This window comes from Kitasatospora sp. NPDC056731, assembly GCF_040687675.1.
GTDB lineage: Bacteria > Actinomycetota > Actinomycetes > Streptomycetales > Streptomycetaceae > Kitasatospora.
The window spans coordinates 137,223-159,491 of record NZ_JBFBNR010000016.1 but is presented as its reverse complement, the minus strand read 5'-3'; the positions used below and the strand labels follow the sequence as shown (position 1 = coordinate 159,491).

The 22,269-nt window shown below is 75.3% G+C and carries 17 protein-coding genes; 9 read left to right on the top strand and 8 right to left on the bottom strand.

Annotation, left to right across the window (positions count from 1 at the left end):
- Positions 1-15 precede the first annotated feature (15 nt).
- A complete protein-coding gene (locus AB0R04_RS19175; RefSeq protein ID WP_363372604.1) occupies positions 16-3,333 on the bottom strand; it encodes an ATP-dependent DNA helicase in 3,318 nt (1,105 codons plus the stop codon).
- 158 nt (positions 3,334-3,491) lie between these two features.
- Entirely contained in the window at positions 3,492-3,854 is a 363-nt protein-coding gene (locus tag AB0R04_RS19170) for an MGMT family protein (RefSeq protein WP_363372602.1), read from the bottom strand.
- Between the two features lie 134 nt (positions 3,855-3,988).
- Between AB0R04_RS19170 and AB0R04_RS19165 the strand changes: the two genes are divergently transcribed.
- On the top strand, positions 3,989-6,730 hold the full coding sequence (locus tag AB0R04_RS19165; protein WP_363372599.1) for a lysylphosphatidylglycerol synthase transmembrane domain-containing protein: 2,742 nt from the start codon (positions 3,989-3,991) through the stop codon (positions 6,728-6,730).
- 60 nt (positions 6,731-6,790) lie between these two features.
- Here the strand turns inward: AB0R04_RS19165 and moeZ are convergent, their stop codons facing one another.
- The 4 genes from moeZ to AB0R04_RS19145 form a co-directional block, all read right to left on the bottom strand.
- The gene (moeZ, locus tag AB0R04_RS19160) at positions 6,791-7,969 is read right to left on the bottom strand and encodes an adenylyltransferase/sulfurtransferase MoeZ (RefSeq protein WP_363372596.1); all 1,179 of its coding nucleotides are present in this window, start codon (positions 7,967-7,969) and stop codon (positions 6,791-6,793) included.
- 228 nt (positions 7,970-8,197) lie between these two features.
- Positions 8,198-9,187 (bottom strand): NAD-dependent epimerase/dehydratase family protein, encoded by a 990-nt coding sequence (locus AB0R04_RS19155; protein WP_363372593.1) that lies wholly within the window; start codon positions 9,185-9,187, stop codon positions 8,198-8,200.
- 118 nt (positions 9,188-9,305) lie between these two features.
- A complete protein-coding gene (locus AB0R04_RS19150; protein ID WP_363372591.1) occupies positions 9,306-10,406 on the bottom strand; it encodes a hypothetical protein in 1,101 nt (366 codons plus the stop codon).
- Positions 10,406-12,094: a DUF3492 domain-containing protein gene (locus AB0R04_RS19145; protein WP_363372589.1), complete on the bottom strand. Its 1,689-nt coding sequence runs from the start codon at positions 12,092-12,094 to the stop codon at positions 10,406-10,408. The genes AB0R04_RS19150 and AB0R04_RS19145 overlap by 1 nt, the downstream gene beginning before the upstream one ends.
- Before the next feature lie 810 nt (positions 12,095-12,904).
- Here AB0R04_RS19145 and AB0R04_RS19140 point away from each other — a divergent pair.
- The 3 genes from AB0R04_RS19140 (at position 12,905) to AB0R04_RS19130 (ending at position 14,383) form a co-directional block, all read left to right on the top strand.
- Entirely contained in the window at positions 12,905-13,555 is a 651-nt protein-coding gene (locus tag AB0R04_RS19140; protein ID WP_063347918.1) for a TetR/AcrR family transcriptional regulator, read from the top strand.
- A 141-nt stretch (positions 13,556-13,696) separates the two neighbouring features.
- The gene (locus AB0R04_RS19135) at positions 13,697-13,924 is read left to right on the top strand and encodes a DUF3107 domain-containing protein (RefSeq protein ID WP_063347919.1); all 228 of its coding nucleotides are present in this window, start codon (positions 13,697-13,699) and stop codon (positions 13,922-13,924) included.
- 135 nt (positions 13,925-14,059) lie between these two features.
- Positions 14,060-14,383 carry a hypothetical protein gene (locus AB0R04_RS19130; RefSeq protein ID WP_363372586.1) on the top strand — a complete coding sequence of 108 codons (324 nt, stop codon included), beginning with the start codon at positions 14,060-14,062 and terminating at the stop codon, positions 14,381-14,383.
- Positions 14,384-14,403: 20 nt separating this feature from the next.
- Here AB0R04_RS19130 and AB0R04_RS19125 read toward each other — a convergent pair whose 3' ends face one another.
- On the bottom strand, positions 14,404-15,132 hold the full coding sequence (locus tag AB0R04_RS19125) for a ferritin-like fold-containing protein (RefSeq protein WP_063347921.1): 729 nt from the start codon (positions 15,130-15,132) through the stop codon (positions 14,404-14,406).
- A 706-nt stretch (positions 15,133-15,838) separates the two neighbouring features.
- On the opposite strand from AB0R04_RS19125, the gene AB0R04_RS19120 reads away from it, so the two are divergent.
- The 5 genes from AB0R04_RS19120 (at position 15,839) to AB0R04_RS19100 (ending at position 21,232) form a co-directional block, all read left to right on the top strand.
- Positions 15,839-17,812, top strand: a complete 1,974-nt coding sequence (locus AB0R04_RS19120; RefSeq protein ID WP_363372583.1) for a DEAD/DEAH box helicase — start codon at positions 15,839-15,841, stop codon at positions 17,810-17,812.
- 129 nt (positions 17,813-17,941) lie between these two features.
- Complete coding sequence (locus AB0R04_RS19115; protein ID WP_363372582.1) at positions 17,942-18,823, top strand: alpha/beta fold hydrolase; 882 nt, start codon at positions 17,942-17,944, stop codon at positions 18,821-18,823.
- A gap of 368 nt (positions 18,824-19,191) precedes the next feature.
- The gene (locus AB0R04_RS19110) at positions 19,192-19,350 is read left to right on the top strand and encodes a hypothetical protein (RefSeq protein ID WP_159398440.1); all 159 of its coding nucleotides are present in this window, start codon (positions 19,192-19,194) and stop codon (positions 19,348-19,350) included.
- Positions 19,351-19,661: 311 nt separating this feature from the next.
- A complete protein-coding gene (locus tag AB0R04_RS19105) occupies positions 19,662-20,300 on the top strand; it encodes a DUF6758 family protein (RefSeq protein WP_363372580.1) in 639 nt (212 codons plus the stop codon).
- Between the two features lie 71 nt (positions 20,301-20,371).
- Positions 20,372-21,232: a PHP domain-containing protein gene (locus AB0R04_RS19100; protein ID WP_063347924.1), complete on the top strand. Its 861-nt coding sequence runs from the start codon at positions 20,372-20,374 to the stop codon at positions 21,230-21,232.
- A gap of 74 nt (positions 21,233-21,306) precedes the next feature.
- Here AB0R04_RS19100 and AB0R04_RS19095 read toward each other — a convergent pair whose 3' ends face one another.
- Positions 21,307-21,948, bottom strand: a complete 642-nt coding sequence (locus AB0R04_RS19095) for a suppressor of fused domain protein (RefSeq protein WP_079135643.1) — start codon at positions 21,946-21,948, stop codon at positions 21,307-21,309.
- Positions 21,949-22,269 lie beyond the last annotated feature (321 nt).

The window sequence follows — 22,269 nt, the reverse complement described above, 5'->3', positions numbered from 1 at the left end:
AGCGGCGGACAACCTTCACTCGACGAGTTGCGCCCCGTCCCGCTGGGCGGAGCAGCTGCGGCGGAAGGTGCAGCGGTCGCAGCCGCCGCCGGTCTGCGGGACGAAGCGCTCGGCGAGGACCCGGCCGGCCGCGTCGGCGAGCAGGTTCTCGATCCACGGCTCGCCCTCCGGCGGGTCCTGCCGCTGCACCTTGGGGGCGTCCTGGGCGGCCTTGGCGGCGGGCTCGCGCAGGTGGACGAGTTCGGCGCCGCCGGTGGCCGGGGGGCGGTCGGCGAAGCCGGGCAGTTCGTTGAGGGCCCCGGCGCGGACGGCGAGCTGGTAGACGGCGAGCTGCTTGTGCTCGGGCAGCGACTTGTCGGTGGGGATCTGCTTGCCGGTCTTGAAGTCGACGACGTAGGCGCGCCCGGCCGCGTCCTTCTCGACCCGGTCCATCGAGCCGCGGATGCGCACCGAGACGCCACCGGCGTCGAGGGTGACGTCGAAGCCGTGCTCGGTGGCGACGAGGTCGCGGCCGCGTTCCAGCACGTGCCAGTTGAGGAAGCGCTCCAGGGCGGCGCGGGCCTGGGTCTTCTCCTGGTGGGACTTCCAGGGCGCGTCGAAGGCCAGCGCGTCCCAGACGGTGTCCAGGCGTTCCATCAGGACGGCGAGGTCGGCGGGGGTGCGCCCGGAGCCGACCTCGTCGGCGAGCGCGTGCACGACGTTGCCGAAGCCCTGGGCGGCGGAGCCGGCTGCGCGGGCCTTGACCTCCTTGTCCAGGAACCACTGCAGCGAGCAGTTCTCCAGTTGTTCCAGGCCGCTGCCGGACAGCCGCACCGGCAGGTCGGCGCTGCGCAGCGGGTCGGGGGCGGCGGTGGCGTCGGCCAGGCCCCACCAGCGGTCGGGGCGGGCGGCGGGCACCAGCGGCTGGCCCTCGTCGTCGGTGGCGGTGGCGAGGAGGGCGAGCCGTTCGGCGGCGGCCCGGCGCAGTTCGGGCGAGCGGGCCGGGTCGACGGTGACGGCCCGCAGTTCGGCGACCAGTGCGGCGACGGACAGCGGGCGGCGCGGGCGGTGGGTGACGTCCTCGACGACGACGGACGGGGTGCGGCGCACGACCTTGCCGGTACGCGGGTCGACGTCCTCGCGGTAGAGCTCGCGCAGGAAGCGGGAGGGCTCGTCGCCGTCGTCGGCGGGGGCCTTGACGGCGGTGACGATCAGCCGTTCCCGGGCGCGGGTCGCGGCGACGTAGAAGAGTCGGCGCTCCTCGCCGAGCAGGGCGCCCGGGGAGAGCGGTTCGGCGAGGCCGTCGCGGCCGATCCGGTCGGCCTCCAGCAGGGAGCCGCGGCGGCGCAGGTCGGGCCAGAGGCCGTCCTGGACGCCGGCGACGACGACCAGGCGCCACTCCAGGCCCTTGGAGCGGTGGGCGGTCATCAGCCGGACGGCCTCGGGGCGCACGGCCCGGACGGTGAGGGTGTCGGCGGCGATGTCCTGGGCGTCGAGCTCGGCGAGCAGGTCGAGGGCGCCGCGGTGTCCGGTGACCTGCTCCTCGGCGCGGGCGGCGGTCTCGAACAGGGCGCACAGCGCGTCGAGGTCGCGGTCGGCGTTGCGGCCGGCGGCGCCGCCGCGCAGGGCGGCCCGTTCCAGGCGCTCGCGCCAGCGGCGGCTGCCGTCCCACAGCTCCCAGAGCGCCTCCTCGGCGGTGCAGCCGCCGGCGAGGCGTTCGCGGACCTTGCGCAGCAGGGTGCCGAGGTCGCGGGCCCGGCGGGCGTGGGCGGGGTCGAGGGCGATCAGCCGCTCGGGTTCGGCGAGGGCCTCGCGCAGCAGGTCGCCGGCCGGGCGCGGGGCGGCCGGGTCCCCGTCGGCGCGCAGGGCGGCGCGTTCCTCCTCGCGCAGGACGCGGCCGAGGCGGCGCAGGTCGGAGCCGTCGAGGCCGCCGAGCGGGCCGGTGAGCAGGGCGTGGGCCAGGTCGGTGGTGAGCGGGTCGGGTGTGTCGGGGTCGCCGTGCCGGTCGCGGGCGGCCTGCTCGGCGCAGACCCGCAGGGCGAGCAGCAGGTGGGCGACGGCCGGCTCCTCGCGCAGCGGCAGGTCGTCGCCGTCGATCTCCAGCGGGACGCCGGCCGCGCCGAGCGCCCGCCGTACGCCGGGGATGGAGCGGGCGCCGGCCCGGACCAGGACGGCCATCTCGCCCCAGGGCACGCCGTCCTCCAAGTGGGCGCGGCGCAGCAGGTCGGCGATCGAGTCCAGTTCGGCGCCGGGGGTGGGGTAGGTGTAGACCTCGGCCCGGCCGCCCTCGCGGGAGGGCAGCAGCGCCCGGTGCTGGGCGAGTTTGTCTGCGGGCAGCCGGCCCATCGGCATCCGCCGGGCGAGCTCCCGGGAGGCGGCGAGCAGGACGGCGCCGGAGCGGCGGGAGACGCGCAGCACCTTGACGTCGGCGGGTTCGCCGTCGGCCCGGCGGAAGGTCTGCGGGAAGTCGAGGATGCCGTTGATGTCGGCGCCGCGGAAGGCGTAGATCGACTGGTCGGGGTCGCCGACCGCGACGAGTTCGCGGCCGCCGCCGGCCAGCTGGCGCAGCAGCCGGACCTGGGAGGGGTCGGTGTCCTGGTACTCGTCGACGAACACCACCTCGTAGCGCCGCCGCAGTTGGTCGGCGACCTCGGGGCGTTCGGCGAGCAGGACGGCCCGGTGGACGAGTTCGGCGTAGTCGAGGACGCCGCGCAGGTCGAGCACGTCGAGGTAGTCGGCGAGGAAGTGCGCGGCGGCGGCCCAGTCGGGGCGCTGGACGCCCTGGGCGAAGCGCTCCAGTTCGGCTTCGCCCAGGCCCAGCTCGCGGCTGCGGGCGAGGACGGCGCGGACCTCGTCGGCGAAGCCGCGGGTGGTCAGGCAGGCCCGCAGGTCGAGCGGCCAGTGGATCCGGGAGCTGCCGAGCTTCGCGTCCTCGGCGCCGCCGGCCAGCAGTTCGCGGACCATGACGTCCTGCTCGGGGCCGGAGAGCAGCCGCAGCGGTTCGGCGTAGTCCTGCGGGTCCTGGTGGGCGCGCAGCAGGGCGTAGCTGAAGGAGTGGAAGGTGGTGGCCTGGGGGGCTGCCGAGGAGGAGCCGAGCCGGGCGGACATCCGGTCGCGCAGTTCCGTCGCGGCCTTGCGGCTGAAGGTGAGGACGAGGATGCGCTCGGGGTCGGTGCCGTGCTCGATCCGCCGGGCGACGGCCTCGACCAGGGTGGTGGTCTTGCCCGTCCCGGGGCCGGCGAGCACCAGCAGCGGCCCGCCGCCGTGCTCGACCACGGCGCGCTGGTACTCGTCCAGCACGGGTGGGGCGGGCTGGACGAGCGGGCTGCGCACGAGCCGGTACGGGGAACTCACGGAGGCGGATCCTGGGGTTGTGCTGGAGGCGTGGCCGGGCGGGCCCGCCGGGGCCCGCCCGTATCGAGCCTACGATCCTGCCCCGTCATTCCCGTCCGCGCGGCGGTTTCGCGGCATCCCCGGTCCGCGGCGACCTCGTTCCGCTTTCCGCGGCGACCTCATTGCTCGCCGCCCGGCTCCCGCCCGTCCCAGCGGGCCCGCCGCAGGTCGACCCGGGGCGGGTCGGCGAGTTCGCGCAGCGGGGTGCCCTCCTCGCCGTAGTGGGCGAGGGCGCGGTGCTCGTGTCCGGGCAGGAAGCGGCCGTCGGCGCGGATGACCCGCCACCAGGGGACCGAGCCGCCGTACAGGGCCATCACCCGGCCGACCTGCCGGGGGCCGCCCTGGCCGAGGTACTCGGCAACGTCCCCGTAGGTCATCACCCTGCCGGGTGGAATCCGCTCGGTCAGGTCGAGCACCAGTTCGGCGAAGGGTGGCAGGGTGTCCGGGAGGCCGTCGTCTGTTACGTCCGTCACCTGCGGCATTCTTCCTCACGGGGGCGCACCCGCGGCCCCGTACGAACGATCCGCCGCGCCCGATCCGGCCCCTGTCCAGCACGGGGCGCCGAGGCATGCCACCATCTTCGGGGCGGTGAGTGGTGATACGAGGACAAGACCAGATGACCGGGACGGCTGACGTGGGTGTGGACGAGGACTCCGACGAGTCCGCCGCCGCCGTGCCCTCGGCTCCCGGTGGTGGGCCCGCGACCGGGCCGACACCGGAAGTCTCCCTGATCAAGGACCTGACGATCAAGACCCCCGCGCCCGCCGAGGCCTCCGAAGAACCCGCCGAACCCGCTGAAGCCGCCGAGGACCCCGGGGAACCGGCCGCCGCCGCGCCGCCGGCCCGGCGCCCGCTGCCCGACTACCACGACCCGTTGGGCGACACCACGCACCTGGACGTCGACGAGCCCCTGCTCGCCGCCCGGGCGCACCGCCCGTCCGACCTGATCCGCTTCCTGGCCGGCGTCCTCGGCATAGTCGCCGTCTTCGTGCTGGCGGGCATCGCCACCTCGACCACCACCGGCATCGAACAGGACATCGCCACCAACGCGCCGCACTTCTCCGCGGTGCTCTCCACGATCACCGGCCTGCTCTCCAGCGTCGCGGTGCTCGCCGTACCGCTGGCCTTCGCGGTCGAGCGGCTGATCAAACGCGACGGCCTGCGGGTCGCCGACGGCGTGCTCGCCTCGGTGCTCGCCTACGGCGTCTCGCTGGGCATCGACTGGTGGGTGGCCGAGGGCGCCTCCGACCACATCCGGGACGCGCTGACCAGACTGCCGATGGACAGCAACGGCACCCTCACCGACCCGGTGCACGGCTACCTCGCCCCGGTGATCGCCTACATGACCGCGGTCGGCATGTCGAGCCGCCCCCGGTGGCGGGTCGCCCTGTGGGTGGTGGTGGTCTTCAGCGGGATCACCGAACTGCTCGGCGGCTACACCACCCCGCTGTCGCTGCTGCTCACCGTCCTGATCGGCTGGTCCGTCGCGTACGGCACGCTGTACGCGATCGGCTCCCCGAACATCCGGCCCACCGGCCAGCACCTGATGATCGGCCTGCGCAAGGTCGGCTTCACCCCGGAGAGCGCCCACCGCGCCCCGGACGCGCCCGGCGGCACCCGCCGCTACTACGTCACCCAGCAGAGCGGCCCGCCGCTGGACGTCCACATCATCGACCGCGAGCAGCAGGCCTCCGGCTTCTTCTACCGGGCCTGGCGGCGGCTGCGGCTGCGCTCGGTGGCGGTGCGCCGCAGCCCGCAGTCGCTGCGCCAGGCGCTGGAGCAGGAGGCCCTGATCGCCTACGCGGCGGCCGCCTCGGGCGCCCGCGCGCCGCAGCTGGTCGCCACCTCCGAGCTGGGTCCGGACGCCGCGATCCTGGTCTACGGCAAGGTCGAGGGCCGCATCCTGGACGAGCTCTCCGACGAGGAGGTCACCGACCAGGTGATGGCCTCGCTCTGGGAGTCGGTGGCGGCCCTGCACGAGCGCCGGATCGCCCACCGCCGGCTGACCGGCGAGTCGCTGCTGGTGGTGGACGAGAAGACGGCCTGCCTGGTCAACCTCTCCGGCGGCGACATCGCCGCCACCGACCTGACGCTGCGCATCGACGTCGCCCAGCTGGTCACCACCTTCGCGCTGCGGATCGGCCCGGAGCGGGCCGTCGCCACCGCCAACGCGGTGCTCGGCGCCGACCGGGTCGCCCAGGCGCTGCCGCTGCTCCAGCCGGTCGGGATGAGCCGCTCCACCAGGGTCGACCTCTCTCGGCTCACCAAGGAGCGCAAGACCGTCGCCCGGGCCAGGGCGCTGGAGCAGGTCGCGGCCGGCGAGCGCACCCAGCAGCAGGCCGAGGAGGACATCGCGGTGGCCGGCGAGGACCTGCTGAGCCGCATCCGCGGCCAGATCCTCCAGATCGCCCCCGAGGCACCGATGGAGCCGGCCAAGCTGGAGCGGCTGAAGCCGAAGAGCCTGATCATGGTGATCGCGCTCACCTTCGCCGCCTACCTGGCGCTGACCACCATCAAGCCGGCCCAGCTCAAGCTCTCCCAGATGGACTGGGTCTGGGCGGCGGCGGCCCTGCTGGCAGCCGCGTTCAGCTACGTCGCCGCCGCGATGAGCCTGACCGGCTTCGTCCCGGAGAAGCTGCCGTTCCGGCGCACCGTCGCGGCCCAGCTGGCCGGCTCCTTCGTCAAGCTGGTCGCGCCCGCCGCGATCGGCGGCATCGCGCTCAACACCCGCTACCTGCAGAAGGCCGGGATCCGCTCCGGCCAGGCGGTGGCCTCGGTCGGCGCCTCCCAACTGGCCGGCCTGGCCGGGCACCTGCTGCTGCTGTTCAGCTTCGGCCTGATCACCGGCAGCCAGACCAACGGCGACCTGTCCGCCTCCCGCGCGGTGATCATCGGCGTGCTGACCGCCGCCGTGCTCGCCCTGGTGGTGGCGGCGGTCGCGCCGCTGCGCCGGTTCGTGCTGGGCCGGCTGCGCTCGCTGTTCTTCGGCGTGGTGCCGCGGATGCTCGACCTGATGCAGACGCCCAGCAAGCTGGTCACCGGCTTCGGCGGCATCCTGCTGCTGACCCTGTCCTTCACCGCCTGCCTGGACGCCTCGGTGCAGGCCTTCGGCGGCGACGTCAGCTTCTCGGCGGTGGCGGTGGTCTTCCTGACCGCCAACGCGGCCGGCTCGGCGATCCCCACCCCGGGCGGCATCGGCCCGGTCGAGGTCGCCCTGATCGGCGCCCTGACGGTCGCGGACGTGTCGCCGGCGGTCGCCACCCCCGCGGTATTCCTCTACCGGGCGCTCACCTTCTGGCTGCCGGTGCTGCCGGGCTGGATCTCCTACAACATGCTGCAGCGCCGCGGCGCGCTCTGACGTCCACCGGATACGCGGAAGGGCCCGCCGAGGCGGGCCCTTCCTGCACGTTCCGGCGTCCTAGTAGACCGGCTTGTGCGGCTCGATCTGGTTGACCCAGCCGAGCACGCCGCCGCCCAGGTGGACGGCGTTGGCGAAGCCGGCCGCCTTGACCACGGCCAGCACCTCGGCCGAGCGCACGCCCGACTTGCAGTGCAGCACGATCTTGCGGTCCTGCGGCAGCTTCTCCAGGGCGTCGCCCATGAGGAACTCGTTCTTCGGGATCAGCACCGCGCCGGGGATGTTGACGATCTCGTACTCGCCGGGCTCGCGGACGTCGATCAGGAAGATGTCCTCCTTGTCGTCCTGCCACTGCTTGAGCTGCGCCGAGGTGACGGTCGAGCCCGCGGCGGCGGCCTGCGCCTCCTCCGACACGACGCCGCAGAAGGCCTCGTAGTCGATCAGCTCGGTGACCGTCGGGTGCTCGGAGCAGACGGCGCAGTCCGGGTCCTTGCGGACCTTCACCTGGCGGTAGTTCATCTCCAGGGCGTCGTAGATCATCAGCCGGCCGACCAGCGGGTCGCCCACGCCGGCCAGCAGCTTGATCGCCTCGGTGACCTGGATCGAGCCGATGGACGCGCACAGCACGCCCAGCACGCCGCCCTCGGCGCAGGAGGGGACCATGCCCGCCGGCGGGGCCTCCGGGTAGAGGCAGCGGTAGCAGGGGCCGTGCTCGGCCCAGAACACGCTGGCCTGGCCGTCGAAGCGGTAGATCGAGCCCCACACGTACGGCTTGCCGAGCAGCACCGCGGCGTCGTTCACCAGGTAGCGGGTGGCGAAGTTGTCGGTGCCGTCCACGATCAGGTCGTAGCCGGAGAAGATCTCCATGACGTTGGAGTTGTCGAGGCGCTCCTCGTGGAGGATCACGTCGACGTAGGGGTTGATCTCCTTGACCGAGTCCCGCGCCGACTCCGCCTTGGAGCGGCCCACGTCCGACTGGCCGTGGATGATCTGGCGCTGCAGGTTCGACTCGTCGACCACGTCGAACTCGACGATGCCCAGCGTGCCGACACCGGCCGCGGCCAGGTACATCAGCGCGGGCGAGCCCAGGCCGCCGGCGCCGACGCACAGCACCTTGGCGTTCTTCAGCCGCTTCTGCCCGGCCATGCCCACGTCGGGGATGATCAGGTGGCGGGAGTACCTGCGGACCTCGTCAACGGTGAGCTCGTCGGCCGGCTCGACCAGGGGTGGCAACGACACGGGGACTCCGATGGGTGTCTGGTTCAGGTGGCCTGGGCCAGCCTCATGGTGGTTGCTGCGCCGCCACGCGGGTGGCTCCTAGGCCAACAGTGTCACGCCCCTCCGGTATTCCGAGACAGCTCGTCCGATGGGCGAGACAGCCGGCGTCGGATCGTGGGACCGCCCGCCGGAGCCCGGAAAAGCACCCCGGGCCTGTGCCGACAGGCCCGGGGCGCCCCCGGTGACCGCTCAGACCCGGCAGGCCGTCTCCAGCCAGACGTCCCCGAGCGACTCCTCCAGCGGCACCTGTGTCCGCCAGCCGAGACGGTCCCGGGCGGTGCGCACGTCCGCCTGCCGCCACGGCACCGGCTCCCCCGCCGCGACCCGGCCCTCCGGCCGGTGGCCCTCCACCCGGTGGCCCGGCAGGTGGTGGCCGGGCAGGTGGTCGCCGACCGGGCCGCCGGCCTGCGCGGGCAGCAGGACCTGCCGGTTCTCCTCGACGATCGCCCCCTCGAAGCCGGACGCCCGGACCAGCAGCTGGGCCGCGTCCCGGGCCCGGACGGCGTGCCCGCTGCCGATGTTGACCACCCCGGTGGCGGCCGACACCGCCGCCGCCTGGATCGCCCGCGCGACGTCCCGCACGTCCACGAAATCCCGGTATCCGGACAGGTCCGGCATCCGCACCTGGGCCTCGTCCCGCTCCAGGGCCCGCCGCAGCCCCTCCGCGAGCCGCCCGAACAGCGAGGCGGTCGGCGCCCCCGGGCCCACCACGTCGAACACCCGCAGCACCGCCGCGTCCAGGCCCGACGCCAGCACCAGCTCCGTCCCGGCCAGCTTGGACACCCCGTACGGGCCGACCGGCCGCGGCTCGGCCTGCTCCGACACCGGCACCCCGCCCGGCACCGGGCCGTACTCGGCGGCCGAGCCGACGTGCACCAGCCGGGCCGGCTCCCGGCTGCGCCGGATCGCCTCGCAGACGGTGGCGACGGCCAGCGTGTTCGACCGGATCAGGGTGCGCGAGCTGCCGTAGGTGGCGCCCGCGCAGTTGATCACCACCTGCGGCACGACCGCGTCCAGGAACCGGGCCAGCGCGCCCGGGCTTCCGGTGGTCAGGTCGAAGCGGATGTCGGCCGAGTCGCGCCGGCCGAGCACCGTCACCTGCAACTCCTGGTCCATGAGCAGACGATCGGTGACCCGGCGGCCGATGAAACCGTCGGCGCCCAGCAGCAGCACCCTCATCGGGGGCGTCCTTCCACGAAGCGAGGTCGGGGACGACCTGGCGGACTGAAATCAAGAGCGGACTGAGTGAGAGCAACGAGAAGGGGGCAGCACCCGGGGCCGCACCGGCGGGCGGGGCTCAGCGGTGCGAACCGGCCCGGCCGAGCACGGCCCAGGCGTACGCCAGCAGCACCGCGGCGACCGCGCCGCCGCCGAGCAGCCCGGCCGTCGGCCCGGAGCGGCCCAGGACGAGCAGCCCGAGCACCACGGCGGGCCCGGCCAGCGCCCCCGCCGCCGCGGCCGTCGTCCGGCCGCAGCGGGCCAGCAGCGCGGGCAGCACCAGCAGCAGGCCCAGCACGCCCTGCGCCGCCCACTGCGCGGCGCCGGCCCGTTCGGCCGCCAGGTGCAGCAGGCCCCCGCCGTGGCCCGGCCCGGGGCGCGGCGCGAGGACGGTCAGCACCGCCAGCGCGGCGAAGGTCAGCACCGCGAGCACCGCCAGGTGCAGGGCGACCGCCACCGGGAGCACCGGCCGCATCCGGGACCGGAACTCGGCCAGCGTGGCCGCCGCGCCGAGATGGCCGCGGCCGACCTGCCGGTACCAGCGGGCCGCCCGCTCGGCCGACCCGGCCGACACCGCCCCGGCCAGCACCAGCGCGGCGGTCAGCCGCCGGTCCCCGTCCGCCGCGGCCAGCGGGAGCAGCAGCAGCGCCGCCAGGCCCAGCCCGTACCCCAGCGCCGCCGGGCGCCACCGGGAGCCGGCCCGCCGCGGCGCCCGCGCCGGGCCCAGCCCGTCCACCGCGCGGCAGGGGGCGGTGCACGGCGGGCCGGGCTCGGCGCCGGGGTCCGCGGCCAGGGCGGGCACCAGCACCAGCGGGACGGCGGCCGGCAGCAGCACCGGCCAGCGGGCGCCGAGCGCGACCACGGCCGCGCAGGGCAGCGCGGCCAGCGCGGCGGCGGTCAGCGTCGCCCGGGTCGCGGCGGCGCACTCCCGGCCCGGCGGCGGCTCCGGCGGGGGCGGGCGGCGGGGCACCCGCGCGTACAGCTCCTCGGCGAGCGAGAACAGGTCGGCGTGCCGGCAGCGTGCGGCGGCCTGCGGGCCGAGCCCGGCCTCCTCCAGTCCGGCGGCGATCTCCAGCGGGTCGACGGCCCGCTCGCACAGCGCCCGGTGCTCGGCCATCACCTCGCGCACCGGGTCCCCCACCGGGCTCCCGGGGCCGCCCGGCGCCGCGCCGCCCGCCATCAGACGGCCTCCGCGAGGGCGCCGGGGCGCTCTTGCGCGCCGGCGTCGCCGCCCTCGTCCTCCGACCGCTCGGACCCGGCCGGCCCGGCGCCGTGGCGGCCGTCGGGGCCGTCCGCCGCGTCCGGGGCACCCTGGCCGTCCGGGCCGTCCGGCGCGCGGCGGCCGTCGGCGAGCCAGTACTCGGCGGGCCGGGCGAACGGGCGCGGCGGCTCCCCCGCCGCGCCGCCGGCCCCACCGCCGGGGAAGGCCGGGTACTGCGAGACCAGCTCCAGGTAGATCTCCCGGAAGGCGCCGATCACCGGCTCCACGGCGAAGCGTTCCTGCGCCCGCAGCCGCCCGGCCAGCCCGAGCCGGGCGCGCCGCTCCTCGTCACGCAGCAGCGCCAGGCAGGCGCCGGCCAGCGCGCGCGGGTCCCGGGCGGGCACCAGCAGCCCGGTCGGCCCGACCACCTCGCGGGCCACCCCGACATCGGTGGACACCACCGCCCGGCCGCTGAGCATCGCGTCCGCGAGCAGCCGGGGGCTGCGCTGGGACAGCGCGGAGAAGACGGCCAGCGTGCCGCCCTCCCAGACCTCGGCGAGCGAGCCGGGCCGCCCGGCGAAGTCCACCGCCGCGGCCAGTCCGAGCCGCTCGGCCAGCGCCGCGCAGTGCGCCCGGTAGCCGGGCGCGGCCTCCTCGCCGTGGATCACCAGCCGGGCCCGCGGCAGGTCGGCGTGCACCTGCGCGAAGGCGTGCAGCATCAGTTCGGTGTCCCGCCCCGGCTCCAGCGCGCCCGCCCACACCAGGGTCGGCGCGGCGGGCTCGGGCCCGGCCGCCGGGCGGACCACCGCGGGCGTCCCCTCGTACACCACCCGGGTGCGCGCCGGGTCGGCCCCGCAGCGGAGCTGCCACTGCTGGTCGTGGGCGCTGCCGGGGGTCAGGACGGCCGCCTGCCGGTAGGTCTCCTCGGTGAGCGCCCGGAAGTACGCCAGCAGCAGCGCCCGGACCGGCCACCGGTACGGCGCCTCGCGGTAGCCCAGGTACTGCTCGCGCAGGTGCAGGCCGTGCTCGGTGACCACGAACGGCACCCCGTGCAGGTACCGGGCGACGAGTGCGGGCAGCGCCGCGGGGCCGCCGCCGACCACGTGGCACAGGTCGGCGCCGCCGAGGCCGTCGGGCCCGGTGCCGTACCAGGGCGCGGACAGCGGCCGCAGGCACTGCTCCAGCAGGTCCGCCGCGACCAGCACGTCGCGGACCAGCGGCTGCCCGGCCGAGGTCTCCGCGCCCGGCAACCGCCAGACCCGCTCCAGGATGCGCCGGGCGTGCGCGGAGGCGAGGAAGGCGGGCAGCGTGCCGTCCTCCCGGGCGAGGACGGCCAGCCGGTACAGCCCGGCCCCGAAGCCGGCCCGCTCCCCCGGCAGCACCAGGGCTCTGACCAGGTCCTCGTACGCCCGGGCGTACTGGCGTCTGCGCAGCGCTCCGGGCACCCGGCCGCCCGGCCGGCGCCCCCACAGCGCCAGCTCGCGCGCCCCGCGCCAGCCGGGGGACGGCCGCTCGGCGGCGCCCTGGCCTCCCTGGCCGTCTTGGCCGGTCAGCAGGTACAGCCCGAACTCGTGCTCCGGCAGACCCGCGGCCAGCCGGTCGCACCAGCCTCCGGCGCCGCGCCGGGAATGTGGGCGGGCACCCTCGGTGAGCAGGGCGATGCGCACGGGAGACCTCCAGGGCAGAGCGGATCACGGGCGGGCGGATCACGGGCGGGCGGGATCGACGGATGGCTTGAGCGGCTTGAGTGGTCACCGGGGCGGCCCCGCACGGCGGCGGGGACGGTCCGGGGGCGAGGAGTCCGGTCGGCCGGGTACGACACCGCGACGCTCCCCCGGGGCGGGGCACCACCGAGCGGTGGTGCGGCCGTCCGGCCCGACGGTCCGGCCGCGCCCCTCCCGCGATCCGTTCCCCCGGGCGCACGCCCGTTCCGGCGGGTCGGGCCCGACCCGCCGGGCCCCCTGGGTGCGGCCGCCCCCGGATTTCCCCGGCGTCCGCGGCCTCCCCCACACCTGTTCGGTCCGACAGCAGAAAGGTAGGACCGGGCCCGGGCAATCCATCGGTCACATGCCTGGTTGCCACCTGAACGAGTGAACGAGCGTGACCTCGCCCCGAACCGGGCCGTTACCGGGCGGTCCGCGCGACCGGGCGCCGGTCGCCGACCTCCCCGCTCATGACGGACGATGGGAGTGACCTTGTTCGCCGCCGCGAGGGGTCCCCGGGTCCGCGATGCCCGGCCCGTGCTCCGCGCTCGGTGACACCGCCGGTGCGGTGCGTCACGAGGTTCGGATTCCGGCGGCCAGAACGGCCGTTCCGGCCCCTGTCACACCCCTGCCGACGCCGAGGTCAGCGCCGTATTGTGGGCTCCTGACAAGGAGGCCGAGGTCCTTTTCTCACTCCCGCCGAACGCGGAAGCGGTTACCGAAAAGTAGAATCGGCCCTCTTGCCAGCCCCGAACAACCGAAGTGAGGAGCGCCGTGACGGCCATCCAGGAGGCGCAGGAGCGCCCGCGCGGTGCCCGCCTGCCGCGAAGCGCCCGCCGTGAACAACTGCTCGGTGCCGCCCAGGAGGTGTTCGTCGCGCAGGGTTACCACGCGGCCGCCATGGACGACATCGCCGACCGCGCCGGGGTCAGCAAGCCGGTGCTGTACCAGCACTTCCCCGGGAAGCTGGAGCTGTACCTGGCACTGCTGGACAAGCACTGCGACGCCCTGGTCGAGTCGACCCGCGACGCACTGTCGACGACCACCGACAACAAGCTCCGGGTGGCCGCGACGATGGAGGCGTACTTCAACTACGTCTCCAGCGAGTCCGGCGCGTTCCGCCTGGTCTTCGAGTCGGACCTGACCAACGAGCCGGCCGTGCGCGAGCGGGTCGAGCGGGCCTCCGAGGCGAGCGCGACGCTGGTCAGCAAGGTGATCCAGGAGGACACCGACCTGCCCGAGGCGGAGTCCAAGCTGCTCGCCGCCGGGGTCTGCGGCCTGGCCCAGATCACCGCCCGGTACTGGCTGTCGCAGGGCCTGGACATCCCCCGCGACGAGGCGGTGCGGCTGGTCGCCAGCCTGGCCTGGCGCGGGCTGAAGGGCTTCCCGATGCATCCCGTTTCAGAGGGCGGGGAGGCCCTCTAGCAGGGGTGATCCACCGACCTTCGCCGCCCCGGTGATCCCGTGCTCTATGGTGAAGCCGTACGGCGCGGTCGTCGCGAACGCTTGTCCCAGGCGGTCGGGGTGTCCGCGCGTGGAGGCTGCAACCCCGGAGGGACGGAAGCCGTGGAGGTCAAGATCGGCGTGCAGAACACGCCGCGCGAGATCGTGATCGAGAGCACGCAGAGTGCCGATGAGATCCAGAGCGCGATCGCCAAGGCGCTGGAGGGTTCGGAGAAGCTCTTCGCGCTGACCGACGAGCACGGCCGCCGCGTCATCGTCCCGGCCGAGCGCCTGGCGTACGTGGAGATCGGCGAGCAGGCCGCCCGCAAGGTCGGCTTCGGCACCGCCTGAGGCGTCGTCCGAGCTGCTCACCCGGTGCCCCGCTCCCCCAGGGAGCGGGGCACCGTTGCGTGTACGGCCGGGTCGGCCGGGGTACGGCGACAGTGCGGCCGCCGGCGCCGCGCGCCCGTCCCCGGGGAGGCAGTTTTGCTGGTCGAGTCGATCGCCTTCGCCCTCGTCGGCCTGGCCGCGGGCCTGGCCGCACTGCTGGCGCGGCCCGCGTACTTCCGGGCGGCCCGCACCCTGACCCTGGGCACCGCCCTGGCGGCGGCGCTGCTCGGCGGGACGGTGGCGCACTTCTGCCTGGACGGGCGCTACCCGGCGGTGTCGATCGCGGCCGCCGCGCTGGCCTCGGCGGTGCTGACCACGACGCTGGCCCGGCCGGACCTCGCCGCCGGGCGGGCCCCGGCGCACCGGCACCACCCGCACCGGGCCGGTGTCCACCGCACGCGGCGCCACCGGCCGGCCTGACGCCTGGGGCCGGACAGGTCCTAGCTGGCCAGGCCCAGGGCGGCCATCCGCCGGGTGTGCGCCTCGGTGATCCGGTTGAACATCTTGCCGACCTCGACCAGGTCGAAGCCCTGCACCTGGACGCCGCCGACCAGCAGGTTGGACAGCGCGTCCCGCTCGGCGACCACCCGCTGGGCCTGGCTGAGCGCCTCGCCCATCAGCCGCCGGCCCCACAGCGCGAGCCGGCCGCCGGAGCGCGGGTCGGCCTCGATGGCCTGGCGCACCTTGTCCACCGCGAACTGGGCGTGCCCGGTGTCGGACATGACGCCGAGCACCAGGTCACGGGTGTCGTCGTCGAGCCGGACGGCGACCTCGCGGTAGAAGTCGGTCGCGATGGCGTCGCCGACGTAGGCCTTGACCAGGCCCTCCAGCCAGTCCGAGGGCGCGGTCATCCGGTGGAACAGCTCCAGCGGCTCGACGAACGGGCGCATCGCCTCCTGCGGGTCGGCGCCGATCTCGGCGAGCCGGTCGTGCAGGCGCTGGTAGTGCTGGAACTCGGCGGAGGCCATCCGGGCCAGGGCCGCCTTGTCGGCGAGGTCCGGCGCCAGCTTGGCGTCCTCGGCGAGCCGCTCGAAGGCGCTCAGCTCGCCGTAGGCGAGCGCGCCGAGCAGATCCAGCACCGCCGCCCGGTAGCCGGGGTCGGCCGAGCACGCGGCCCAGTCCCCGATCGAGCCGGCCGCGGCGTCCTGCGTCTCACCATGGGTCTCCATGACCCGCCACCTTAGTCCCGCCGGCCCGGGGGACCCACCCTGGCCGGCCGTCGGCTGGTCGCCCGGGTGACCGGCCGGAACACCCCTTCCGGCCCGGGTCGGAAGGGGCAATGTCAGACGCGTCACGTGTTCGAGTCGTCGCCTGACTGTATGGTGGTACGGAGCCCCGTCGTGTTCGCACGGTGTCACCGCCGTCTCGGTGTCCCGCGCAAGCCCGCTCCGAAGCGGCACCGTCCATCCGGACGTGTCCGCACCGGAGCCACGGGTACTCACGTACGCGGATGCCCGGTCGGAGAGCCGATCGGCTCCGACCATGGCTTGGACCTCAAGCCTTGGCACCGCATCAGTGGCCGAGCGAGGGCCGCCGAGACCGCGCCCCCTGGCGAAGGTCCCGCGCAGGTCCCTCATGGGAATCCTCCCCGACGCCGTCGGCGACGCGCCCCGCACAGGGCAGCGCGCACCGGCCGGCCGCAGGGACCGGCGCGGTTGTGCGTCCGCTCAGCTGCATCAGGGCCGCCAGGCCCGTACGCAGCCGTGCGGCTGCCCGCCCGCCGCTCGCTCTCGGCCCCTTTCACACGGAAGAGGCAGCACCCTGTCCACCACCGCTGAACCCATCAAGACGACGTTCCGGGATCTGGGAATCCTCCCGGAGACCGCCGAGGCGCTCGAGTCCGTCGGCATCGTCCACCCCTTCCCCATCCAGGAGATGACCCTCCCGGTCGCGCTGACCGGCCACGACGTCATCGGCCAGGCCAAGACCGGCACCGGCAAGACCCTCGGCTTCGGCCTCCCGCTGATCGAGCGCTGCATCGTGCGCGCCGACGTGGACGCCGGCCGGGCGACCGAGGAGCAGCTCTCCGACGGCCCGCAGGCGCTCATCGTCGTCCCGACCCGTGAGCTCTGCACCCAGGTCACCAACGACCTGCAGACCGCCGGCAAGGTCCGCGACGTGCGCGTCCTGGCCGTCTACGGCGGCCGCGCGTACGAGCCGCAGGTCGAGGCGCTCGCCAAGGGCGTCGACATCGTGGTCGGCACCCCGGGCCGCCTGCTGGACCTGGCCGGGCAGAAGAAGCTGAACCTGTCCAAGGTCCGCTCGCTGGTCCTGGACGAGGCCGACGAGATGCTCGACCTCGGCTTCCTGCCGGACGTCGAGAAGATCATCACCATGCTGCCGGCCAAGCGGCAGACCCTGCTGTTCTCGGCCACCATGCCGGGTCAGGTCATCAGCCTCGCCCGCCGGTACATGAGCCAGCCCACCCACATCCGGGCCGCCGCCCCGGACGACACCGGCACCACCGTCGCCAACACCGAGCAGCACATCTTCCGCGCGCACTCGCTGGACAAGGTCGAGCTCGTCTCGCGCATCCTCCAGGCCGACGGCCGCGGGCTGGCGATGATCTTCTGCCGGACCAAGCGCACCGCCGCCGACGTCGCCGACCAGCTGACCCAGCGCGGCTTCGCGGCCGGCGCCGTCCACGGCGACCTCGGCCAGGGCGCCCGCGAGCAGGCGCTGCGCGCGTTCCGCAACGGCAAGGTCGACGTGCTGGTCTGCACCGACGTCGCCGCCCGCGGCATCGACGTCGAGGGCGTCACGCACGTGGTCAACTACCAGTGCCCCGAGGACGAGAAGACCTACCTGCACCGGATCGGCCGCACCGGCCGGGCCGGCGCCTCGGGCACCGCCATCACCCTGGTCGACTGGGACGACATCCCGCGCTGGCAGCTGATCAACAAGGCGCTGGAGCTGACCTTCAACGACCCGGAGGAGACCTACTCCACCTCGCCGCACCTGTACGAGCTGCTGAAGATCGCGCCGGGCACCAAGGGTGTGCTGCCGCGTTCGGAGCGGACCCGGGCCGGGCTCGGCGCGGAGGAGGTCGAGGACCTCGGCGAGACCGGCGGGCGCGGTGCGCGCACCGCCCGGGCCAAGGGCCCGCGCAGCGGCTCCGGCCGCACCGGCGCCCCTGAGGCCGCCGTGGCGACCGAGGAGAAGCCGCGCCGCACCCGTGAGCGCCGCCGCACCCGCGGGGGCTCCACGGTCGCCGAGGGCGAGGCCGGGAGCGTCGTCGAGGCCGCCGCGGCCCCGGCCGTCGAGGGCACCGAGGGCGAGGCGGCCCCGCGCCGCCGTCGCCGCCGTTCGCGCGGCGCCGCCGCCGGCGAGGCCGCTGTGGTGGCCGAGGCCGTCGCGGTGACCGAGGCGGCTGTGGCGGCTCCGGTCGCCGAGGCCCCGGCCGAGGTTCCGGCCGCCGTGGCCGTCGTGGCCGCCGCCGAGGCCGTCGTCGAGGCCGCCGTCGAAGAGAAGCCGGCCGCCCGCACCCGGACGCGCAGCCGCAAGCCGAAGGCGGAGGCCGTCGAGGCCGTCACCGAGGCACCGGCCGAGGCACCCGCCGCCGAGGCCGTCGAGGCCGCCGTCGCGAAGAAGCCGGCCACCCGGACGCGCACCCGCAAGCCGAAGGCGGAGGCCGTCGAGGCCGTCGCCGAGGCACCGGCCGCCGAGGCCGTCGCCGTGGAGAAGCCCGCCACCCGGACGCGCACCCGCAAGCCCAAGGCCGAGGCCGCGACCGCCCCGGCGGCTCCGGAGGCTGCGGCCGCCGACGCCGCGACCGAGGTCCCGGCCCCGCGCAAGCGCACCAGGGCCCGCAAGGCCGCCGCCGCGCCGGAGGCCACCCCGGAGAGCTGACGCACCCCGCCCCGGAGGGGGCGGGCCGGGCCCCTGGTGGCCTGGCCCGCCCCCTCCGGCGTTCCGGCGTTCCGGCGCAGGCTGGATAGGGTCGGGGTTACCGGCCAGTCGCCCGCAGGAGAGCAGCCCATGAGCACGCCGCCGTTCCTCACCCTTCCCCGCTGCGCCCGCGCGCTGCGGCTGTCGACCAGCCGCGGCGGGTTCGCCGCGCTGCGGGCCGAACCGGACGGGCCGGTGCGCGGCTCGGCGCTGCTGGTGCCGGGCTTCACCGGCAGCAAGGAGGACTTCATCGCCCTGCTGGAGCCGCTGGCGGCGGCCGGCTACCGGGTGACCGCCGTCGACCAGCGCGGCCAGTACGAGACCGGCGGCCCGGACGACCCGGCCGCGTACGCCGTCGAGGCGCTCGGCGCGGACGTCCGGGCGCTCACCGAGGCGGTGGCCGCCGACGGCGGCGGCGGGCCGCTGCACCTGCTGGGGCACTCCTTCGGCGGCCAGGTGGTCCGGGAGGCGGTGCTGGCCGCGGCCGCGGACGGCCCGTCGCCGTGGCGCTCGCTGACCCTGATGTCCACCGGCCCGGGCGCGATCGATCCGGCCGAGGCGGCCCGCACCAAGCTGCTGCTGGACGTGCTGCCGGTCATGAGCCTGGAGGAGATCTGGCAGGTCATGCGGCAGATGGAGGAGGGCAGCGGGGACCAGAAGCAGCGCCCGGAGCCGGCCGTCGCGGAGTTCCTGCACCGCCGCTGGCTGGCCAACGTGCCGCTGTCGCTGAGCGTCACCGGTGGCCATCTGGTCGCCGCGCCGGACCGGGTGGCCGAGCTGGCCGCCGCCACCGCCGGCCTGCCGGTGCTGGTGCTGTCCGGGGTGCGGGACTACGCCTGGCCGGTGCCGGAGCAGACCCGGATGGCGGAGCGCCTGGGGGCCCGCCGGGTGGTTGTCGAGGACGCCGGCCACTCCCCCAACGCCGAACGCCCGGCCGCCACGGCCGGGGCGCTGGCCGCGTTCTGGGCCTGAACCGGGCCGATCCGGAGAGTGGTCTGAACCACTTCTCGAAGTTCGACCGTCTTCAACACAGGACAAAAGTCGTTAGTTACGGTAATCTTTGATTCTGTCCGGGAATCATCGCCGGCCTCCGCGTCGGCGCGAATCAGCCGAAACCTGGACTTCACGGGCGGGCAACGACCCGGAAGCACCACCACGTCACCGTGGTTCACGAGGCACCAGACGCACCGGGCAAGCAGGGGGAGCCCTTGCCGCAGCAGACCGCCGCACGTACGAACCGAGCGATCCGGCCGCACCGCCGGACCCGTAGGACCCCTCAAGGGCTGGTATCCACTCAGCCGCAATCGCCCCGACCGACGGGGCAGGAACAGGAGACGCCCATGACGAAGACCATGCGCTTCGAGATCGTTCGACTGGACGACGCCAACGGCTCCGCCGCCGACCGCCTGATAGCCGACGCCGAGACCGTCCGCGAGTTCGTCCAGGCCGCCGCCCGCACCGGTGAGCGCCTGCTCATCCGCCCGTGCCCGACCGTCTGACCACGCGCGGCGCCTCCGACCGGGAGCCCTCACCCGCCGCCGACGAGCCGGGAGCGTCCGATCCGGACGTTCCGATACCCGACTGACGCCCTGTCACCGCAATCGCCGATGACGGGGCGTCAGTGTGTCCGGGCCCTGCGCCCGTCGACGTTTGCCGCCGCCCGCCACGGGACATCCCCCAACGGGAACCGCCCGTGCCGCGCCGCCCCACCCCGCGCCGAACGGGCCCCGCCACCGACAGGTGCCGCCGAGCCCTCCGTACGGGTGATCGTCCTTGACGCGGCGGTCCGGAGGGAGGAGCGTTGTCGCCTATGAGGGGCGAGCCAAGCTGCCCGAGGTGCGCCGGTCGGGTCCGCGCCCCCGGTCTGTTCTCAGACACCTGGCAGTGCGACCGGCACGGAGCCGTGCACCCGATGCAGCCCGTGCTGCCACCGAGCGTCGAAGCCCTGGGCGTCGCCGTCACCCGCTCGCAGGTCCCCGTCTGGCTGCCCTGGCCGCTCCCGGTCGGCTGGCTCTACACCGGCATCGCCCACGTCGGCGACGACGTCTCCGGCGCCCGGGCCACCGCCGTCGCCTGCTCCGGACCGGCCCCGCTCGGCGGCTTCGGCGAGCTGGTGCTCGTCGCCGAGGAGCTGGGGGTCGGCCTCGGCGCCCGCTACGCCGGGATGCCCGGGCCCGATCCGGGCGACTCCGTCGGCCTCTACAAGCCCGCCGACGCCAAGCTGCTGGCCGCCGGACGGCCCACCCCGATGTTCCACATCCCGGACGCCCCGGCCGACCGCGCGGTGTTCGTCGGCGAGGCCCGCGGCCTCTGGCTCTGGGCGGTCGCCTGGCCCGAGCAGTCCGCCCTGGTGATGTACGACGAACTCGTCCTCACCGACCTGCGTGAGGCCGGCGCCGAACTGGACCTGCTCCCCTGCGGGGCCCTCTCCCCCCGCCTGCTGGGATAGGTCCCGTCCGGCCCGGGCCTGGCGCCCTGTCCTATCCTGGGCGGCACCCCGAGCCCCCAGGAGTCCGCCCCGTGCGCATCGACCTGCACGCCCACAGCAACGCCTCCGACGGCACCGACAGCCCGGCCGAGCTGGTCGCGGCGGCCGTGGCCGCGGGCCTCGACGTCGTGGCGCTCACCGACCACGACACCGTCGCGGGCCACGCCGAGGCCGCCGGGGCGGTGCGCGCGCTGCCCGCCGGCAGCCGGCTGACCGTCGTCCCGGGCGCCGAACTGTCCTGCGTGGTGGGCGGCGTCAGCATGCACCTGCTGGCGTACCTGTTCGACCCGGACGAGCCGGAGTTCGCGCGCGAGCGGGAGCTGGTGCGCACCGACCGGTTCCGGCGCGGGCGGGCGGTCGTCGAGCGCTGCCGCGAACTCGGCGCGGACATCAGCTGGGAGCAGGTGCAGCGGATCGCCGGGGCCGGCTCGGTCGGGCGCCCGCACATCGCCAGCGCGCTGGTCGAGGCGGGCGTGGTGGCCACCGTCTCGGACGCCTTCACCGCCGAGTGGCTGGCCAACGGCGCCCGGGCGGACGTCCGCAAGCACGAGACCGACCCGATCGAGGCGGTCCGGCTGGTCCGGGCCGCCGGCGGGGTGCCGGTGTTCGCCCACCCCGGCGCGGTCAAGCGCGGGCGGACCGTCCCGGACCAGGTGATCGCCGACCTCGCGGCGGCCGGGCTGGCGGCGCTGGAGGTCGACCACACCGACCACGACGAGGAGACCCGGGTGCGGCTGCGCGGCCTGGCCGGCGAACTGGGGCTGCTGGTCACCGGCTCCAGCGACTACCACGGCAGCCGCAAGACCGTCCGGCTCGGCGAGCACACCACCGATCCCGCGGTGTACGAGGCCCTGCTGGCGCAGGCCACCGGCGCGAAGCCGATCGGCGGCTGAGGGCCGCACGCCGGGGTGCGGGGGCGCGGCGGGAGCGCGGGGCCAGGACGGGAGACCCGCGGCCTGAGCCCCGGTCAGTCCAGCCGGACGCCGCGGCGGTCCGGGTCGCGCAGGTCGGCGCCCTGGTCCAGCCAGCGCTCCTGGAGCGCGGCCGCGCCGTGCACCCGCTTCCAGCCGGCCTCGTTGGGCGTCATCGGCAGCAGCGGCAGGAAGCGGACCGGGTCGGCCGGCTCGTCCAGCTCCAGGTCCGGCACCAGGCCGCCCGGCTCGGCGGCCAGCACCGAGGTGAACGGCGCGCCGTCCCACAGCGGGGCGCCGAGGTCCAGCGAGCCGCCGGGGGCCACCACCAGTCCCTCGACCTGCGGGGTCGCGGCCAGGGTGGCCAGGCTGCGCAGCACGCTGTCGCGCCCGCCGCGGACGGTCAGCACCAGTTCGGCGCGCGGGCCGCGCAGTTGGTCGGCCACCGGTGCGGTCGGGTCGGCCATCGGCGCGGCGGCCATGCCGAGCGTCGCGTACCGGACCAGGCCGTCCGCGTCCGGGCCGAAGCGCAGCACCTCGATCCGGTCGGTGCCGAGGAAGGTGACCGCGGCGCGGCCGCTCGGCTCGCCGAAGGTGGTGATCAGCCGGGCCTCGACGGCGGCCAGCACCGCCTCCCGGGAGAGCGCCGGGGAGCTGCCGCCGTGGGGTTCGCCGAAGAGCGGGAAGTCATGCGCCATGCCGGTGAGCGTAACCCCCGGGGGCGGGCCGGCCGTGTGCGGGCGGCCCGGGCAAAGCCTCGGGAAAGCCCGGGGCGCCGATGGTCGGTCAGATGTTAGGGTGAGCGACTGGCCACCGGAAATCCTCAGGTTCCCGGGGCGGCGGCACGAAGGAGGTGGTTGCGGTGGATACCGGCCGACCATGCAGTACCGGCAGCTCTACCCGGCCCCGACTTCCCCGTACCCCTCGCCACGCAGGCTGAACCGGCTGATCCAGCCGAGGTAGCCCGGGCAGGCCGGACGCGGACGAACCGGCCGGGAGAGCACCCTCACCCCCCTTCA